Source organism: Nitratireductor sp. CH_MIT9313-5 (assembly GCF_037029545.1).
Classification (GTDB): domain Bacteria; phylum Pseudomonadota; class Alphaproteobacteria; order Rhizobiales; family Rhizobiaceae; genus Chelativorans.
In genome coordinates, this window is record NZ_JAYMER010000017.1 from 167,025 (window position 1) to 183,018 (window position 15,994).

19 protein-coding genes are annotated in these 15,994 nt (G+C 58.9%); 5 read left to right on the top strand and 14 right to left on the bottom strand.

The genetic code is table 11. The annotated features are described in order from the left end of the window. Positions 1-110 precede the first annotated feature (110 nt). Together WA367_RS14820 and WA367_RS14825 are read right to left on the bottom strand one after the other, a co-directional pair. Positions 111-437: a hypothetical protein gene (locus WA367_RS14820; RefSeq protein WP_336057550.1), complete on the bottom strand. Its 327-nt coding sequence runs from the start codon at positions 435-437 to the stop codon at positions 111-113. 63 nt (positions 438-500) lie between these two features. Then, the gene (locus WA367_RS14825) at positions 501-1,559 is read right to left on the bottom strand and encodes a hypothetical protein (RefSeq protein ID WP_336057551.1); all 1,059 of its coding nucleotides are present in this window, start codon (positions 1,557-1,559) and stop codon (positions 501-503) included. 203 nt (positions 1,560-1,762) lie between these two features. Here WA367_RS14825 and rpsU point away from each other — a divergent pair, with 203 nt between their 5' ends. The 3 genes from rpsU to WA367_RS14840 all read left to right on the top strand — a co-directional run bounded on the left by rpsU (position 1,763) and on the right by WA367_RS14840 (position 3,537). Further along, positions 1,763-1,987: a 30S ribosomal protein S21 gene (gene rpsU / locus WA367_RS14830; RefSeq protein ID WP_036478685.1), complete on the top strand. Its 225-nt coding sequence runs from the start codon at positions 1,763-1,765 to the stop codon at positions 1,985-1,987. Between the two features lie 196 nt (positions 1,988-2,183). Continuing rightward, on the top strand, positions 2,184-2,975 hold the full coding sequence (locus WA367_RS14835) for a tetratricopeptide repeat protein (protein WP_442935594.1): 792 nt from the start codon (positions 2,184-2,186) through the stop codon (positions 2,973-2,975). Between the two features lie 73 nt (positions 2,976-3,048). Beyond that, positions 3,049-3,537, top strand: coding sequence for a DUF992 domain-containing protein (locus WA367_RS14840; RefSeq protein ID WP_336057553.1), 489 nt, complete (start codon positions 3,049-3,051; stop codon positions 3,535-3,537). Positions 3,538-3,623: 86 nt separating this feature from the next. On the opposite strand, the gene WA367_RS14845 is transcribed toward WA367_RS14840, so the two are convergent. The 11 genes from WA367_RS14845 to WA367_RS14895 all read right to left on the bottom strand — a co-directional run bounded on the left by WA367_RS14845 (position 3,624) and on the right by WA367_RS14895 (position 14,563). Beyond that, the gene (locus WA367_RS14845) at positions 3,624-5,021 is read right to left on the bottom strand and encodes an NAD(P)(+) transhydrogenase (Re/Si-specific) subunit beta (RefSeq protein ID WP_336057554.1); all 1,398 of its coding nucleotides are present in this window, start codon (positions 5,019-5,021) and stop codon (positions 3,624-3,626) included. A gap of 1 nt (position 5,022) precedes the next feature. Then, complete coding sequence (locus tag WA367_RS14850) at positions 5,023-5,448, bottom strand: proton-translocating transhydrogenase family protein (protein ID WP_036478677.1); 426 nt, start codon at positions 5,446-5,448, stop codon at positions 5,023-5,025. After that, complete coding sequence (locus tag WA367_RS14855; RefSeq protein WP_336057555.1) at positions 5,448-6,776, bottom strand: Re/Si-specific NAD(P)(+) transhydrogenase subunit alpha; 1,329 nt, start codon at positions 6,774-6,776, stop codon at positions 5,448-5,450. Before WA367_RS14855 ends, WA367_RS14850 begins: the two co-directional genes overlap by 1 nt. A gap of 73 nt (positions 6,777-6,849) precedes the next feature. Then, positions 6,850-7,077 (bottom strand): aa3-type cytochrome c oxidase subunit IV, encoded by a 228-nt coding sequence (locus tag WA367_RS14860; protein ID WP_336057556.1) that lies wholly within the window; start codon positions 7,075-7,077, stop codon positions 6,850-6,852. A 143-nt stretch (positions 7,078-7,220) separates the two neighbouring features. Then, positions 7,221-8,054 (bottom strand): ABC transporter ATP-binding protein, encoded by an 834-nt coding sequence (locus WA367_RS14865; RefSeq protein WP_336057557.1) that lies wholly within the window; start codon positions 8,052-8,054, stop codon positions 7,221-7,223. A 120-nt stretch (positions 8,055-8,174) separates the two neighbouring features. Continuing rightward, the gene (locus WA367_RS14870; RefSeq protein ID WP_336057558.1) at positions 8,175-9,494 is read right to left on the bottom strand and encodes an ABC transporter substrate-binding protein; all 1,320 of its coding nucleotides are present in this window, start codon (positions 9,492-9,494) and stop codon (positions 8,175-8,177) included. A gap of 70 nt (positions 9,495-9,564) precedes the next feature. After that, complete coding sequence (locus tag WA367_RS14875; protein WP_336057559.1) at positions 9,565-10,641, bottom strand: branched-chain amino acid ABC transporter permease; 1,077 nt, start codon at positions 10,639-10,641, stop codon at positions 9,565-9,567. Positions 10,642-10,644: 3 nt separating this feature from the next. Then, a complete protein-coding gene (locus WA367_RS14880; protein WP_336057560.1) occupies positions 10,645-11,604 on the bottom strand; it encodes a branched-chain amino acid ABC transporter permease in 960 nt (319 codons plus the stop codon). Positions 11,605-11,613: 9 nt separating this feature from the next. After that, positions 11,614-11,754 (bottom strand): DUF3096 domain-containing protein, encoded by a 141-nt coding sequence (locus tag WA367_RS14885; protein ID WP_081871044.1) that lies wholly within the window; start codon positions 11,752-11,754, stop codon positions 11,614-11,616. Positions 11,755-11,765: 11 nt separating this feature from the next. Continuing rightward, on the bottom strand, positions 11,766-12,578 hold the full coding sequence (locus tag WA367_RS14890; protein ID WP_336057561.1) for an ABC transporter ATP-binding protein: 813 nt from the start codon (positions 12,576-12,578) through the stop codon (positions 11,766-11,768). After that, complete coding sequence (locus WA367_RS14895) at positions 12,575-14,563, bottom strand: AMP-binding protein (RefSeq protein WP_442935595.1); 1,989 nt, start codon at positions 14,561-14,563, stop codon at positions 12,575-12,577. The genes WA367_RS14890 and WA367_RS14895 overlap by 4 nt, the downstream gene beginning before the upstream one ends. 258 nt (positions 14,564-14,821) lie before the next feature. On the opposite strand from WA367_RS14895, the gene WA367_RS14900 reads away from it, so the two are divergent. Together WA367_RS14900 and WA367_RS18205 are read left to right on the top strand one after the other, a co-directional pair. Then, positions 14,822-15,022 carry a hypothetical protein gene (locus WA367_RS14900; RefSeq protein WP_336057563.1) on the top strand — a complete coding sequence of 67 codons (201 nt, stop codon included), beginning with the start codon at positions 14,822-14,824 and terminating at the stop codon, positions 15,020-15,022. Then, positions 15,019-15,279, top strand: coding sequence for a ParE family toxin-like protein (locus WA367_RS18205; protein WP_442935593.1), 261 nt, complete (start codon positions 15,019-15,021; stop codon positions 15,277-15,279). The genes WA367_RS14900 and WA367_RS18205 overlap by 4 nt, the downstream gene beginning before the upstream one ends. Before the next feature lie 8 nt (positions 15,280-15,287). Here the strand turns inward: WA367_RS18205 and WA367_RS14905 are convergent, their stop codons facing one another. Further along, a complete protein-coding gene (locus WA367_RS14905; RefSeq protein ID WP_336057564.1) occupies positions 15,288-15,962 on the bottom strand; it encodes a Crp/Fnr family transcriptional regulator in 675 nt (224 codons plus the stop codon). Positions 15,963-15,994: the final 32 nt, after the last annotated feature.

The window sequence follows — 15,994 nt, forward strand, 5'->3', positions numbered from 1 at the left end:
GAGCAGGAACAATTCTTTTTCGCCGCTGACACCACGGCTGGTCACCAGGCAATTTACCAAGGTGGGAAGCGAATAGGCAGAGCGCCTGAACGCTCCGCCTGAACTTGCCGTCATTTCTTGTTCTCGTCGCGGTCGCGCGCCGGATCACCGGTACGCGTAATGGAGGTGACTGCGGGAGGATCGGATGCCGGAAACGTCTCTTCCAGCCCTTCTTCCAATTCCTCTTCATCCGCGCGCTCGGGTTGCTCGTTGTCCTTGGCGAATTCGCCCGGAGCACCCGTTCGGGTCGCGCGTGTCACGGATACCGGATCGCTGGCAGGGAATGTTTCTTCCAGCCCTTCTTCCAGCTCGTCATCAAGCTCTTCGCGTTTGTGCTTTTCCGAAACGCGATCATCGTGATCGGTATTGGATTTCGGATTGTTTGGATCAGCGTGCATAAGAACCATCCTGTTTTACCCCTCAACGCAAGGTGATGGCAGGCGGTTCCTTGGCGACGATGATTATGTTGATGAAGCTGAAGCCCCCTCGCCCGTTGCGCGACGCCACGTAATCAACGCATAGCCCGCGATCAGCACGCTGATGAAAAATTCGCGGACTTCTGAAAGCTCATAGCCATCTTCCATATTGTGACCGAGTGTCAGGAAGACCAGTTGCGAAAGCATGAGAAGCGCAGCCTGGATCAATGCAGCCATGCGCAGCTTGACGTCGTTTCTCCCGATCACGACAGCTGTCAGAAGGCCGCAAAAGAACCAGATCTGGTAGGGAATGATGTTCCACGATTCATACATCAACCCGCAGACCGGCAGGGCGAACAAAGCGAACCATGTCGGAGGAACATAATAGCCGAATTGGGACAGCATCTGTGGCAATCGCTTGGGCCAGAAAGCCGGCAGCAAGACAAAAGCCAGAACGGCGGCGCTGTAATAGACCAGCTCGAACCGGTAGGTATAGAAATTGTGGAGGTTGGTCTCGTTCTGGAGATTGCCCTTGAACGCCTCCGGCGTTCCGAAGCCGATCCAGTGCTGTCCCCATGATGTCTCTTCCATCAGGATCAGAAACACGGCACCTGACAGAAGCGCGTGGATTACGCCTCCATTGATCCCCAGAAGCATTCCACGCCCGGTACGCCAGGCGGCGGACACGCTCAGCACCAGGAATACAAGCGCCCCCACAAGCACCACCTCCGTAAGAACGCTCAGCGGCTGCAATTCGCGCACGAAGTGGTTGAGGCTGCGCGGAACCAGGATCACCGCCAGCGCCGTGGCGAGAAGAAAAAGCATGCTGCCCGATATCGACGGCAAGGCAAAGGGCGGAATGCCGATTGCGTCGCGCCCTCTCAGCCGCGTGCCAACAAGCACTATGCCCATAGCCGCCAAGATGGCCGCCAGCGTTTTTGCAAGACCGAAAAGGGAGAAATCGGGCGCTCCCTTGTCCAGGATTTCGACGCCCAGCAGGAAATGCCCGTAACCTCCCACGCCAAGGGCAGGAAGAACAGCAACAAGCATCAATGCAATGTCTGAAATGCGAAACCGAACCTCACGGTCTGCCAGTTCGTCCATTCCCCCGCCCCCTTAGCCGACACAACTTTATGGACTTCTATCGGAGAGAGGTTTGAGGAAGGTAAAGATGCAGCTCGAGCGAAAAATACTCGACAGCTTCAAGAACATCTGCTATGAGCCGCCCCATTTCGCGGTGGAATCTTCCACTGCGGTTCAAGCCTGTGTGAACAGGTGTACCATCAACGCAATGACAGGAAACCCCGGTGCAGGTACTCGTCCGCGACAACAATGTTGATCAGGCGCTTCGCGCGCTTAAGAAAAAGATGCAGCGCGAAGGCATTTTCCGCGAGATGAAGATGCGCGGGCATTATGAAAAGCCTTCCGAAAAGCGCGCCCGTGAAAAGGCAGAAGCTGTGCGCCGTGCGCGCAAGCTGGCCCGCAAGCGCGCGCAGCGTGAAGGCGTCCTGGGACGGCCGGCAGCACGCTGATTGCCGTTTTCTTGACGATTTCCTGCCTTACGGCATGGGTGGCGTGATCGCGAGGTCAGCGCCACCTTTTTCGTTTGCGACAACGAAAACAGAGGCGCAGGATGCGCGGCGAGTAAAGATCTAGAAATGGGTGGGTATGAGATTGATGGCTGAGCTTGGGATGACTTCTGGTGGAACAATGCTGCGCAAGCTGGGGATGGCCGCATTCCTGATCGTTCCCCTTGCCGCCTGCAGCCCGGCCGATACCGTGGATGATCTTGCTCGCATCGATACCGCGCAAGGCTCGCAGGAGAACATCGCCTCACTGACCGCGGTCATCCAGCGCACGCCCAATGATCCCGAGGCCTACAATATTCGTGGCGCAGCCCTCGGCCGGGCGGGGCGCTACCGCGAGGCACTGGAAGATTTCAACAAGGCCATACAGCTGGATCCGCGCTCTGCACGCGCCTATGCCAATCGAGCGCTGATCTATCGGCGCATGGGTGACAATGCAAAGGCCGTCGCCGACTATACCCAGGCCATCAGCATCAATCCCAACTACGACACCGCCTATATTGGGCGCGGCGAGATCTACCGCCTTAACGGCCGCACGCAGGAAGCCTTTCAGGACTTCGAACGCGCCATCCAGCTCGATACCACCGATCCACGCGCCTATCTGCGCCGCGGGCTGCTCTATCAGGCGAGCAACCAGCATCAATATGCGATCGAGGATTTCGCGACAGCGATATCACTCTCCCCCGATCAGCCTTATGGCTATAACGGCCGCGGCGTCTCCTATCTGGCGCTGGGTGATACCGAAAATGCCTTTACCGACTTCAACACCGCAATCCGGTTGGACGAGGATCTGGCTGAAAGCTGGGCCAACCAGGCGCTGGTCTACGAGCAGCAGGGCGACAAGGCCAAGGCTGCACAGTCCTACAGCCGCGCGCTTCAGCTTGACGCCAATTACGAGCCCGCGCGCGAAGGTCTTGCCCGCACGAAAGTCTGAGCCGCTCGACTTTCTAAGGAACCAGATTGCGTGAGTGAAGTTCATCCCTCTCCAGATTACAGGAGACGGATGAATGAGAAAGCACGCAATCCTGGCCGCAGCACTTGCAGCAACAACGCTTGGTGCCGCAACACCCGCGTTCAGCCAGGACCGCACGGAGATCGGCATTCTCGACTGCATTATCGAGGGTGGCGCCGACATTGCAGTCGTGACCTCCAAGGATCTTTCCTGCACTTTCGATCCAGCCGGTGATGATCGCCCGCCAGAAGCCTATTTCGGTGTGGTCAACAAGATTGGCCTTGAAATCGGTGCTACCAGCGAAAAGGTGATGCGCTGGGCTGTTCTGGCCCCGACGGCTGATGCTTATGCGCCCGGTGCACTGGCTGACGATTATGTCGGCGCCAGTGCGGAAATTACCGCCGGTATTGGCGGCGGCGCAAATCTTCTGGTCTCAGAAAGCAACAAGAACCTCGTCCTGCAGCCGCTTTCCGTTCAGGCGCAGACGGGTCTGAACTTGGCCGTCGGTGTCAGCGAATTCCAGCTTCGCTCTACCGCACAGTAAAAGCTCCAACGAGGCGTTCCCTGCCCCGTACGAAAAAGCCCGGTGCATCGCTGCACCGGGCTTTTTCACTTTCGCGGTTTTGGATCTTAGTGATCCATCGCCTTGACGATCTCTTCGGTCATCTTCTTGGCGTCACCGAGCAGCATCATCGTGCCATCCTTGTAGAACAGCGTGTTGTCGATGCCTGCATAGCCGGAGCCAAGCGAGCGCTTCACGAAGAGGCAGGTGCGCGCCTTGTCAACGTCAAGGATCGGCATGCCGTAGATCGGCGAGGACTTGTCATCACGCGCTGACGGATTGGTGACGTCATTGGCACCGATCACATAGGCAACGTCGGCCTGCGCGAATTCCGAATTGATGTCTTCAAGCTCGAAGACCTCGTCGTAAGGAACCTGCGCTTCGGCCAGAAGCACGTTCATGTGGCCAGGCATACGACCGGCGACCGGATGGATGGCGTACTTCACTTCAACGCCATTGGCCTTCAGCGTGTCGGCCAGCTCACGCAGGGCGTGCTGCGCCTGTGCAACCGCCATGCCGTAACCCGGCACGATAATGACCTTCTGTGCGTTCGCCATCAGATAGGCCGCATCATCTGCAGAACCCTGCTTGACGGTGCGCTCGATGCCATCATCCGCTGCTGCAGCGGTCTCGCCACCGAAGCCGCCGAGAATGACGGAGATGAAGGAGCGGTTCATGCCCTTGCACATGATGTAGGACAGGATCGCACCGGAAGAGCCAACCAGCGCACCGGTGATGATCAGCGCCAGATTGCCGAGCGTGAAACCGATGCCGGCTGCCGCCCAACCCGAGTAGGAGTTGAGCATGGAGACGACCACCGGCATGTCCGCGCCGCCGATCGGGATGATGATGAGCACGCCCAGCACAAGCGACAGAAGCACGATCAGCCAGAAGATCGTGGTGGACTGCGTTGCCACCAGCATCACGATCAGGACGACCAGCGCAATCGCGAGACCGGCATTCACCACATGGCGCATCGGCAGCATGATCGGCTTGCCGGACATGCGGCCATCAAGCTTCAGGAAGGCGATGATGGAGCCGGTGAAGGTGACGGCACCGATTGCCACACCAAGCGACATCTCGACCAGCGCCTGGGCATGAATTTCACCCAGCGTGCCGATGCCGAAGCTTTCCGGAGAATAAAGTGCTGCGGCAGCCACCATGACGGCCGCCAGACCGACCAGAGAGTGGAAGGCAGCGACGAGCTGGGGCATCGCGGTCATGGCGATACGCTTGGCGATAACCGCACCGACAGCACCACCAATGGCAAGGCCGAGAACGATCAGCGCGAAACCGCCAAAGGATGGCGTTGCGAAGAGCAGCGTCGTGCCGATGGCGATGCCCATACCGACCATGCCGTAGACATTGCCCTGGCGGCTGGTGGTGGGATGAGACAGCCCGCGCAGTGCCAGGATGAACAGGACACCGGAAACGAGGTACAGGAAGGATGCAAGATTGGCGTTCACGTCACTTGTCCTTCTTCTTGTACATGGCAAGCATGCGGCTGGTGACGAGGAAGCCACCAAAGATGTTCACCGAGGCCAGGATCAGCGCCACGAAGCCGAAGCCCGTCGCAAGTCCCGAAGCCGAAATGCCAACCGCCAGAAGCGCGCCGACCACGATCACCGAGGAAATCGCGTTGGTGACCGACATCAGCGGCGTGTGAAGCGCCGGTGTCACCGACCAGACCACGTAGTAGCCAACGAAGATCGCCAGCACGAAGATGGCGAGGCGAAAGACAAACGGGTCGATCGCTCCACCTGAAGCACCATGGGCTGCAGCGCCCACGGCATCGGCGACCTCAGAGGCCTCCATGCCTTCCACCGCAGCGCGCACGCTGGCGGCGGCACGCTCGAGCTGATCGAGCGCCTGTTCCAATGCGTTACCTTCCATCAGAGGTCTCCCCCGCTCTTGGGTTCATCAGCCTTCGGGGCGGCCTTGCGGCGCGTCGTCTTGGCTGTGCCCGTTCCCTTGGCCGCAGATTTGCGCGCCGGTGCCTTTTTCGGAGCAACCTCCAGGCCAGGCTCCGTGCCTCCGGCAGCCTTGGCGACCTGCGGATCAGCCTTGGCAGGCGCGGCGGATGCGGCCGCGGCTGCGTCCTTGAAGTTCGGATGAACCACCGCACCGTCATGGGTCAGCATCGTCGCCTTGACGAGCTCGTCTTCCATGTCGATCGCCAGTTCCTTCTTCTCCTTGTCGACCATGGTCTCAAGGAACGCGTAGAGGTTCTTGGCGTATAGCAGCGAAGCGGAAGCCGCGACACGTCCCGGCACATTGATGTGACCGATGATCTTCACGTCATTTGCGGTCGTAACCACTTGGCCGGCAACAGCACCCTCGACATTGCCGCCACGCTCGACCGCAAGATCGACAATGACCGAACCGGCCTTCATCGAGGCAACCATGTCCTTGGTCACAAGGCGCGGAGCCGGACGACCGGGGATCAATGCCGTGGTGATGACGATGTCCTGCTTGGCGATATGATCCGCAACGAGCTCGGCCTGCGCCTTCTTTTCGTCATCCGTCAGTTCGCGGGCATAGCCACCCTCACCGGAAGCATCCTTGAGCGCTTCGGTCATGATGAACTTGGCACCCAGCGACTGCACCTGCTCACCGGCAGCAGCACGCACATCGGTTGCGGTCACGACCGCGCCGAGACGGCGTGCGGTTGCAATGGCCTGAAGGCCAGCAACACCGGCGCCCATGACAAACACCTTGGCAGCAGGAACCGTGCCTGCAGCCGTCATCATCATCGGCAGTGCGCGGTCGTACTCGGCAGCAGCGTCGATCACTGCGCGATAGCCAGCAAGATTGGCCTGCGAAGACAGTACGTCCATGCTCTGTGCGCGGGTGATGCGCGGCATGAACTCCATCGCAAAACCGGTCACACCAGCTTTCGCCATCGCAGCCACTTCGGCTTCGTTGCCGTAGGGGTCCATGGTGGCAATGACCACCGCACCCTTTTTGTAAGTGGAAAGTTCCGAAGAGGTCGGGCGGCGCAGCTTAAGGATGATATCGGCTTTTGCCGCATCCTTCGCGCTCGCGATGGTCGCGCCTGCTTTCTCGAAATCGCTGTCAAGAATGCGCGACAGCGTGCCGGCGCCCTTTTCTATAAACACCTCGAAGCCAAGACCCGAGAGCCGCTTCACCGTATCAGGTGACGCGGCAACCCGAGGCTCGCTGGCGTCGAGCTCTTTGGGCACAAATAGTCTCTGTCCCACCGTCAGTTCCTTTCGGTTGGACCATCCCCCGCCTCAATTTTCTGACCCGTCAGGTGCCGGGCCGTGTGCGCATTCAGCGCATCAGCCACCCCCCTAGGGCGCAGATGAGAACAAAGAGAATGGTGCTGGAGAAAAAGCCTGCAGATGTGAAGAAGCCAAAGGCCATCGCGATCAGAAGCGCGATAACGACCAGGCTCGAATATTTCGTAATGGCCAGGAACAGGTTGTAGGTACGCTCGTGCTCGGCGTAGTCCATTTCGGCGCCAGTTTCGGCCGGTCCGGTAGGCATATGTTCAGCCATCGCTTCAACCCCTTGGGAATAGAATTGGAAGGGGCATAGCGAAAGATTTGGCGAAGGGCAATGCCGCCCGCGTACCAAATAGTACGTATGAACAGCCGCAAGCCCCTGTTTAAAAACTTAAATTGATCCGAAGATCGCTTTCGTCACGAAAGCCAGCGCTTGCGGCGCTTGTAATGTTTCACATTGCGGAAGGAGCGCCGCCCCTCTCCGCCGACGCCCAGATAGAACTCCTTGACGTCCTCGTTCTCGCGCAGCGCGCTCGCCTCACCATCCAGAACGATGCGCCCGGATTCAAGGATATAGCCATATTTGGCGTAGCGCAGCGCGACATTGGTATTCTGCTCGGCAAGCAGGAAGGAAACGCCCTGCTCCTCGTTCAGCTTGCGCACGATCTCGAAGATCTCTTCCACGAGCTGCGGCGCAAGGCCCATGGAGGGTTCGTCGAGCAGGATCATCTTGGGCCGCGACATCAAGGCACGCCCGATAGCGGTCATCTGCTGTTCGCCACCGGAGGTATACCCGGCCTGACTGTTGCGACGCACCTTCAGACGCGGGAAATATTCATAGACCATTTCGAGGTCTTGCTTGATGGCCGACTGCCCGTCGCTGCGCGTAAAGGCACCGGTCAGGAGGTTGTCCTCTACAGACAGATGCCCGAAGCAGTGGCGCCCTTCCATGACCTGGATGCAGCCCGAACGCACCAGGTCGTTGGGTGACAGGTTCTGCACCTGATTGCCGTCAAAGACGATATTGCCCTTCGTGACCTCACCGCGCTCGGCATGCAGCAGGTTCGAGATCGCCTTCAATGTCGTCGTCTTCCCTGCACCATTCGCTCCCAGAAGAGCCGTGATGCCGCCACGCGGCACGGTGAGCGAGACGCCCTTGAGCACGAGGATCACGTGGTCGTAGATGACCTCGATATTGTTGACCTCGAGGATAGGTTCAGCTGGCTGTATGGCGGGTGACGGGTTTGACATTGGTTTGAGCCTTGAGCCTTCGACTTCGCGCCCGGAATGCGCTTCTTCGTGTTCGCCGCCCCCGTCAGCATCTTGCGCTGACGGGGAAGGCCTTGATGCATCAGCTTTCAGGCTTGCGCCTTACATGCTGCACTCTTCATTGACGGGCCATGGCGAATTCGCCTCGGCATATTCCTTCGCCTTTTCTTCCTCCAGCGGGCGAATGACATCGCGATCGGCCTTCAGAAGATCCGAGGCCTTCACGAACTTCGAGCCGTCCCATTCAAGGATCCAGCCACCGCCGTGGCCGGTATGGTCGGCACAAGAGGTCGAGAAGGGTACGAGCATGCCTTCGGCACCCAGTTCGGCCAGACGCGCCTCGTCGAGCTTGATGTTTTCAAGCCCCCAGCGGACCTGCTCTGCATTGGGATTCTGGGTATCGAACTCTTCCTGTGCAGCGCGGATGCCTTCAACGAGGATCAGCGAGATCATCACGCCGCGCTGGTAGAAGACGCTGTCGAACTCGCCCTCACCCTGGTTGATCTGCGACTTGCCGGCATCAATCACGTGCTTCTTGATATCCTGCATCAGGGCGGAGTCGGAATTCGGCACGCTCCAGGAGATGGAGCGATAGCCCTTGCCCTGATCGCCGATCAGCTTCAGGTCGCCATCATGGCCGGACCACCACACGCCGTAGAACTGATCCATGGGATACTTTGTCTTGGCGGCTTCCGTCATGGCACCGGCATTCATGGCACCCCAGCCCCACATGATGACATTGTCCGGACGCTCGCGCCGGATCTGCAGCCACTGGGCAGACTGGTTCTGCATCTCGGTCAGGCCGACCGGGATCGGCACCAACTCAAAGCCATGTTCCGCCGAAAGCTTCTCCAGAAGCGGCAGGGGCTCCTTGCCGAACGGATGATCAAGATGCAGGAAGGCGATCTTCTTACCGTTGAGGGTCGAGAGATCGCCGCCGGAAATGTCCTGCAGGATCATGTAGGCACCATCCCAATAGGAGGATGGCGGGTTGTAGGCCCACTGGAAGACCTTGCCGTCCGCCATGGCCGAGAAGCCGTAACCTGGAGCCAGGATCGGGATGTTGTCGACATTGGACTTGGGCAGAACCTGCAGCGTGATGCCCGTCGACCAGGGCTGCGTGACAACCGCGTTGGCCTTGGTCTTCTCGTAGCACTCGACACCCTTCTCGGTGTTGTAGCCGGTCTCGCACTCGTCATAGACAAGCTTGGTGCCGTTGAGGCCGCCATCACGCTCGTTGAGCATGGTGATGTAGTCACGCTGGCCGTTCATCAAGGGCGTGCCGGTCGAGGCAAATGGGCCCGTGCGGTAGGAAAGGTTCGGCACATAGATGCCGTCACCCTGCGCGCTGGCCGGACCGGTGAGCATCACCGTCGCAACCAGTGCCGTTGAGACGGCAGCTTTTCTGATCCAGTGTTTCATTCTCATCTCCTCCACTTGCCTGCATTCTCCGTTCTGGAAGGGGCAGGCCACCCGGTTGGCAGCCAATCCGTCAGTGCGGGAATGGCCACAATATCAGTTTCTCGCGGATCATGGCCCAGAAGCGGGCCAGCCCGTGCGGCTCTACGATCAGGAACGTGATGATGAGCGCGCCCACGAGCATGACGTTCAGATGTTCGACAGTGGCCGAGCCGATCGGAATGCCGAAGGCCTCCGGGACGCTGCCGATGATCACGGGCAGGGCAACGATGAGGATCGCACCGAGATAGTTGCCCAGGATCGAGCCGAGCCCGCCAATGATGGCGATGAACAGCACGCGGAACGACAGCGGGATATCAAACAGGTTCGCCTCTGCCGCACCGCGCCACAGGAACACGAACAGCGCACCTGACACGCCGACGATATAGGACGACACGAAGAATGCCGTCAGCTTCGCGCGCATCAGATTGATGCCGACGAGTTCTGCGGCGATGTCCATGTCACGCACCGCCTTCCACATGCGCCCGATGCGACCGCGCGTGATGTTGATGGCGAAGAAGGTCATCGCGCAGACGAAGCAAAGCACGAAATAGTACTGCGTGATTGCTTCGGCACGCGGGCCCGCGACGGTTATGCCGAACATCTCGATATTCGGCACCTGGATAGCGCCCGAAGCGTTGTAGTTGTAAAGCCACGCCCATTTCTGGAACAGCCACACGAGGAAGAACTGCGCAGCCAGCGTGGCGATCGCCAGGTAGAAGCCCTTGATCCTGAGCGATGGCAGGCCAAACAGCACACCAACCGCTGCCGAGAAGAAACCGGACATCGCGATGGCGATGACGATGTTCATCTCCGGAAAGACCGTGAGCAGCTTGTAGCAGGCATAGGCGCCCACACCCATGAAGGCGCCGGTACCCAGCGAAAGCTGCCCGGCGTAACCCGTCAGGATGTTGAGACCCAATGCTGCCAGAGAATAGATCAGCACCGGTATCAGCAGCGCCCGAAAGGCGAACTCGCTTGCAGTCAGCGGAAACACCACGAAGGCGAGCAGCAGGATGAAAGCCAGCAGATAAGCATCCTGACGCACCGGAAAGAGTGCGTGATCGGCCTCATAGCTGGTCTTGAACTGGCCGGCTGTACGATAGAACATGTCTTACACCCGCTCGATGATGCGTTCGCCAAAGAGGCCTTGCGGACGGAACAGGAGCACGATCAGCGCCAGAACATAGGCGAACCACATCTCCGTGTTGCCGCCCAGCAGCGGCTGGCCCCAATAGATCTCGAAGAGCTTTTCCAGAATGCCGATGGCAAGCCCGCCAATGATGGCACCCATCACGCTTTCCAGCCCGCCGAGCATGAGAACAGGAAGTGCCTTGTAGGCAATCACCTCCAGCGCGAAGGACACACCAGCCCTGGCGCCCCAGACAATACCCGTGGCCAGCGCGATGACACCTGCGATGAACCACACGATCACCCAGATCGTGGAGAGCGAAATGCCCACCGAGAGTGCCGCCTGGTGATCGTCACCCAGCGCACGAATGGCGCGGCCGATCTTCGACTTGTTCAGGAAAAGAAGGAGCACGCCCACCAAGAGCACAGCACCGATGACAGCCGTCAGGTCCTTCTGCTCGATGGAGACGAAACCGCCAAAGGGTTCCAGCGTGAAACTGCCGGTGGGGATACCCAGCTGCTCGGTGATCATCACCTTGTTCTCGCCGCCAAAGATGATCTCGCCCAGGCCGATAAGGAACAGCGTGATGCCGATGGTTGCCATGAACAGGATGATGTCTGGCTGGTTGACCAGAGGCCGCAGCACCGCGCGCTCGATGGCGACTGCCAGCATGAACATGACGCCAAGCGTCAGAGGCAGTGCCAGAAGTGCGGGCACGCCTTTCTCATGCAAGCCAACAAGCGTAAGGGCCGCGAAGACCACCATGATGCCCTGCGCGAAGTTGAAGATGCGCGAGGATTTGAAGATCAGAACGAAGCCCAGCGCGATGAGCGCATAGAGAACGCCGCCCACCAGACCTTCCCATAGCACCTGAAGGAGAAAGTCGGGTGCAGCGATCATGTCCGCGAAGGGATCGACGAAAATGCCTTTGAGAGTGTCCATGATCGCTCCTTAGCCTGCCAGACCTGGAAAGAGGCCGAGAAGGCCGACAATGATGAGATAGAAGGCCACGATGTAGTTGAGCAGCCTCGGAAAGATGAGGATGAGCACGCCCGCGATGAGCGAGACGAGCGGAGTGAGTGTGAAATCCATCGCCGCCTCCTTCAGTGCGGAACGCCCAGATAGGCGTCGATCACATCCTGGTTGTTCTTGACTTCGTCGGGCGTGCCGTCGGCGATCTTTTTGCCGTAATCCAGCACCACCACACGGTCGGAAAGATCCATCACCACGCCCATGTCGTGCTCGATCAGAGCGATGGTGGTGCCGCGCTGCTGGTTCACGTCGATGATGAAGCGGCTCATGTCTTCCTTTTCCTCGAGATTCATGCCCGCCATGGGCTCATCAAGGAGGAGAAGGCTGGGCTCCATCGCCAATGCGCGACCCAGCTCGACACGCTTCTGGAGGCCGTAAGGCAGCTTGCCCACGGGGGTGCGGCGGATGTGCTGGATCTCGAGAAAATCTATGATCTCCTCGACCTTTTCGCGATGCTCGATCTCTTCATTGAGTGCTGGCCCCTGCCACAGCATCTGCCAGAGCATGTTGCGCTTCATCATTACCGAGCGCCCGGCCATGATGTTGTCCAGCGTCGACATGCCCTTGAACAACGCAACGTTCTGGAAGGTACGGGCAATACCCTGCCCCACCGCCTCATGCGGTTTCATGGAACGCCGCTCCTTGCCGCGGAAGATGATCGTGCCTTCCTGCGGGGTGTAGAAGCCGTTGATGACATTGAGCATCGAGGTCTTGCCGGCACCATTCGGGCCGATGATCGCGCGTATCTCACCCTGCTTCACATTGAGGGAAATGTCGGTGATCGCCTTCACGCCGCCGAAGGAGAGTGAGACATTGCGCACATCAAGAAGAATATCGTTGTCCTCGCGCACCTGCATGGTTTCGGGATCGGCTCTCATATTCATTCCGCCGCCTCCATCACCGGACTGTCATAGGGAAAGACTTCCGCATCCTCGATGCGCACGGTGGCGCGGATGATGCCCTTGCGGCCGTCCTCATAGGTGACCTGCGTCTCCACATATTTCTCGCTGGAGCCGTCATAAAGCGCCTCGATCAGCTCTCCATAGCGGTCCGCGATGAAGGAGCGGCGCACCTTCTGGGTGCGGGTCAGCTCGCCGTCATCGGCATCCAGTTCCTTGTGCAGCACAAGGAAGCGGCGAACCTGCGAACCAGCCATCAAGGGCTCGGCAGCAAGCTTGCGATTGGCTTCGGCCACATGCTGCGCAATGGTCTCATAGACCCGCGGATGACCTGCAAGTTCCTGGTAGGAGGCATAGGCGATATTGTTGCGCTCCGCCCAGTTGCCGACCGCGGTCAGATCGATATTGATGAAGGCTGCGCAGAATTCCCGCTCATGCCCGAACGCCACCACTTCCTTGATCTCGGGGAAGAATTTCAGCGCGTTCTCGATATATTTCGGCGCAAAGAGCGAGCCGTCCGCGAGTTTGCCGACATCCTTGGCACGATCGATGATGCGAAGCTGGCCGTCGCTGTCGAGGAAGCCCGCATCGCCGGTATGCACCCAGCCATCCGGCGTCTTGGTCTCACGCGTGGCCTCGTCATTCTTGTAGTAGCCCATGAAGACGCCCGGCGAGCGATACATGACCTCGCCATTCTCCGCGATGCGGATTTCCACTTCGGGCGATGGCAGGCCAACCGTTTCAGGCTTGATGCCGCCATCCGGCTGCGCGGTAATGTAGACGCAAGCCTCGGTCTGACCGTAAAGCTGCTTCAGATTGAGTCCGATGGACCGATAGAAGCGGAAAAGCTCCGGCCCGATCGCCTCACCTGCCGTGTACCCAACGCGCAGGCGAGAGAAGCCGAGGCGGTTTTTCAGCGGCCCGTAGACAAAAAATTCGCCCAGCGAGTAGAGCAGCCGATCCTTCAAACCAACCGTTTTGCCATCAAGAATGGGCTCGCCAACCTTGCGTGCATGGGCAAGGAAATAGTCGAACATCTTCTTCTTGATACGGCCCGCATCTTCCATGCGCACCATGATCTGGGTGAGAAGCGTCTCGAAAACGCGCGGTGGTGCGAAGAAATAGGTCGGCGCGATCTCGCGGCGGTCCTCATTCACCGTCTCCTGGCTTTCCGGACAGCTCACGCAGAAGCCTGCCGTATGCGCCTGCGCCACCGAGAAGACGTGGTCGCCGACCCATGCCAGCGGCAGATAAGCGATGACACTTTCATTCTCGCTGAGATTATCGAAGCGGTTGCCATTCAAGGCTGAACGAACAAGGCTTTCATTTGAAAGCATCACGCCTTTCGGGCGACCGGTTGTTCCCGAAGTGTAGAGCATCACGCCGAGATCGGATCCCGATCCCTGCGCCACCTCGGCCTCGAAACGTGCCGCCGCATTTGGCTCGCGCTCAAGGATTTCCAGCCCCATGGCCCGCACCTGCGCATAATTGTGCAGATGTGTGTGGTCGTAGTCCCTCAGACCGCGCGGCTCGTCATAGATGATCTCGGTCAGTCGCGGCACATCGCCTGCAACAGACAAAAGCTTGTCCACCTGTTCCTGATCTTCGACGACGGCATATTTGACCTCGGCATGGTCAAGCACATAGGCCATCTCTTCGGCGACGGAATCCGCATAGACGGGGACCGGTACACCTCCAAGCGCCTGAGCGGCGATGAAGGTCCAGTAGAGCCGTGGACGGTTGGTGCCAATGACGGCAATCCGATCACCGCGCTTGAAGCCGATTGCCTGCAGACCCAGTGAGAAAGCGCGAACCTCCTCGCACTGCTGATCCCAGGTCCAGCTCTGCCAGATGCCGTAATCCTTGTGCCGCATCGAAGGCCTGCCCTTGAAGCGCTCGGCATTCAACAGCAGATACTTCGCAAGCGTGTCGGGTGACGCGGGTTTGTGCGCCAAGCCGTATCCTCCCATATTGGCGGCGAACCGCCCTGCAACGCTTAAAAGCGCTGCTTCTCCCTTGTTCCCACCGGCGCAAACGTCTCCCGCGCTTCGCACCGGCGTCGGCACCGGGTCCTCCACCCGAAGCCTGATGTTTCACGGAGGTTTTCACGATTTGAAATGGGTGGCAACACGGGGCTTGACAGACAAACACCGGATTTGCAGTTATTATCCAGCGGAGGTTCGTGCGAAAAGACGGATAAAGTTACCCGCAATTGATCGAGGTACCGCATGTCCCGACTGGAAAAGATCGAGCAGAGTGTGGCGGAACTTGCCGACGACGAGCTCAATCAATTCGCCGAATGGTTCGATGAACTTCGGTGGAAGCGCTGGGACTCCGCGATCAAAAGAGACTCGGAGGCAGGCAAGCTCGATGACCTCTTGCAGGAAGCGGACGAGGTTGATCTGCAAAGCTCGGCAAGATCGCTTTGAAGCATGTCGGGTCTGCCCGTTTCTGGAAGTGTTATGCCCAACTGCCTGAGAAGCTCAGAGGGCAAGCCGATCAGGCCTTCGAGCTCCTTAAACAGGATGAACGTCACCCTTCACTGCACTTCAAGCGGGTTGGGAAGTTTTGGTCGGTTCGTGTAACCCGCGACTATCGTGCTCTCGGGGTCAGGAAGCCGGACTCAATGATTTGGGTCTGGATCGGCAATCACGCGGACTATGATCGCTTGGTTAACCGCAGCTAGAGAATGATTCACACATCATACTGAGCCAACGCATCGGGCTCCAGCACCGTGATTTTGCCATGCGCTGCCGTTAGCAGCCCTTCTTCTTCCAGTTCCTTGAGCGCCTTGTTGACGACCGGGCGCGACACGCCTGCAAGCAGGCCAAGCTCTTCCTGGCTTATTTCGATCTCGTTGCGGGTCGCCGGATAAAGCACGGGATTGAAAAACCACGAGAGATTGCGTGCCACGCGCGCCTTGGGGTGCAGGATACGATCATATTCGATGGTCGCGATGAACTGACCCATGCGCTCATTGAGCTGACGCACCAGGAAGCGGTTGAAGCCCTTTGAATTTTCATAAAGCCACATGAATGTGGCCCGCTGCATCATCCACATGCGTGTGTCGCGGATGGCGACCAGATCATATTTGCGCGGCTCGTCCTTAAGCACCGAGCCTTCGCCGAACCAGCTGCCCGTTGCGGCACCAGCAAATGTCATTGCCTTGCCCTGAGCGGAAATCGCACTGATCTTGATGAGGCCGTCAGCCACACCGGTCCAGTAGTCGAGCTTGTCATCGCGGTGGCAGATATAGACGCCCTTCTGATAGACGCGCTCGACCGTGCCGCGGGCGGCACGCTCCAGCTCTTCAGCCGTGAGTTCACCAGCCCAAATGGTCGATCTCGCCGTGTCTACCGAAATGCTCATGCCTCTCCCGCTCCTGCGCACTGCAGGCCAGG

Bases quoted from the DNA above. Each gene is read 5' to 3' on its own strand.
- WA367_RS14880 (WP_336057560.1), bottom strand. From the start codon at position 11,604: ATGGACACTCTCAAAGGCATTTTCGTCGATCCCTTCGCGGACATGATC.
- WA367_RS14835 (WP_442935594.1), top strand. From the start codon at position 2,184: ATGGCCGCATTCCTGATCGTTCCCCTTGCCGCCTGCAGCCCGGCCGAT.
- WA367_RS14900 (WP_336057563.1), top strand. From the start codon at position 14,822: ATGTCCCGACTGGAAAAGATCGAGCAGAGTGTGGCGGAACTTGCCGAC.
- WA367_RS14895 (WP_442935595.1), bottom strand. From the start codon at position 14,563: ATGGGAGGATACGGCTTGGCGCACAAACCCGCGTCACCCGACACGCTT.
- WA367_RS14875 (WP_336057559.1), bottom strand. From the start codon at position 10,641: ATGTTCTATCGTACAGCCGGCCAGTTCAAGACCAGCTATGAGGCCGAT.
- WA367_RS14840 (WP_336057553.1), top strand. From the start codon at position 3,049: ATGAGAAAGCACGCAATCCTGGCCGCAGCACTTGCAGCAACAACGCTT.
- WA367_RS14890 (WP_336057561.1), bottom strand. From the start codon at position 12,578: ATGAATATGAGAGCCGATCCCGAAACCATGCAGGTGCGCGAGGACAAC.
- WA367_RS14820 (WP_336057550.1), bottom strand. From the start codon at position 437: ATGCACGCTGATCCAAACAATCCGAAATCCAATACCGATCACGATGAT.
- WA367_RS14850 (WP_036478677.1), bottom strand. From the start codon at position 5,448: ATGGAAGGTAACGCATTGGAACAGGCGCTCGATCAGCTCGAGCGTGCC.
- WA367_RS14885 (WP_081871044.1), bottom strand. From the start codon at position 11,754: ATGGATTTCACACTCACTCCGCTCGTCTCGCTCATCGCGGGCGTGCTC.
- WA367_RS14870 (WP_336057558.1), bottom strand. From the start codon at position 9,494: ATGAAACACTGGATCAGAAAAGCTGCCGTCTCAACGGCACTGGTTGCG.
- WA367_RS14865 (WP_336057557.1), bottom strand. From the start codon at position 8,054: ATGTCAAACCCGTCACCCGCCATACAGCCAGCTGAACCTATCCTCGAG.
- WA367_RS14860 (WP_336057556.1), bottom strand. From the start codon at position 7,077: ATGGCTGAACATATGCCTACCGGACCGGCCGAAACTGGCGCCGAAATG.
- WA367_RS14905 (WP_336057564.1), bottom strand. From the start codon at position 15,962: ATGAGCATTTCGGTAGACACGGCGAGATCGACCATTTGGGCTGGTGAA.
- WA367_RS14825 (WP_336057551.1), bottom strand. From the start codon at position 1,559: ATGGACGAACTGGCAGACCGTGAGGTTCGGTTTCGCATTTCAGACATT.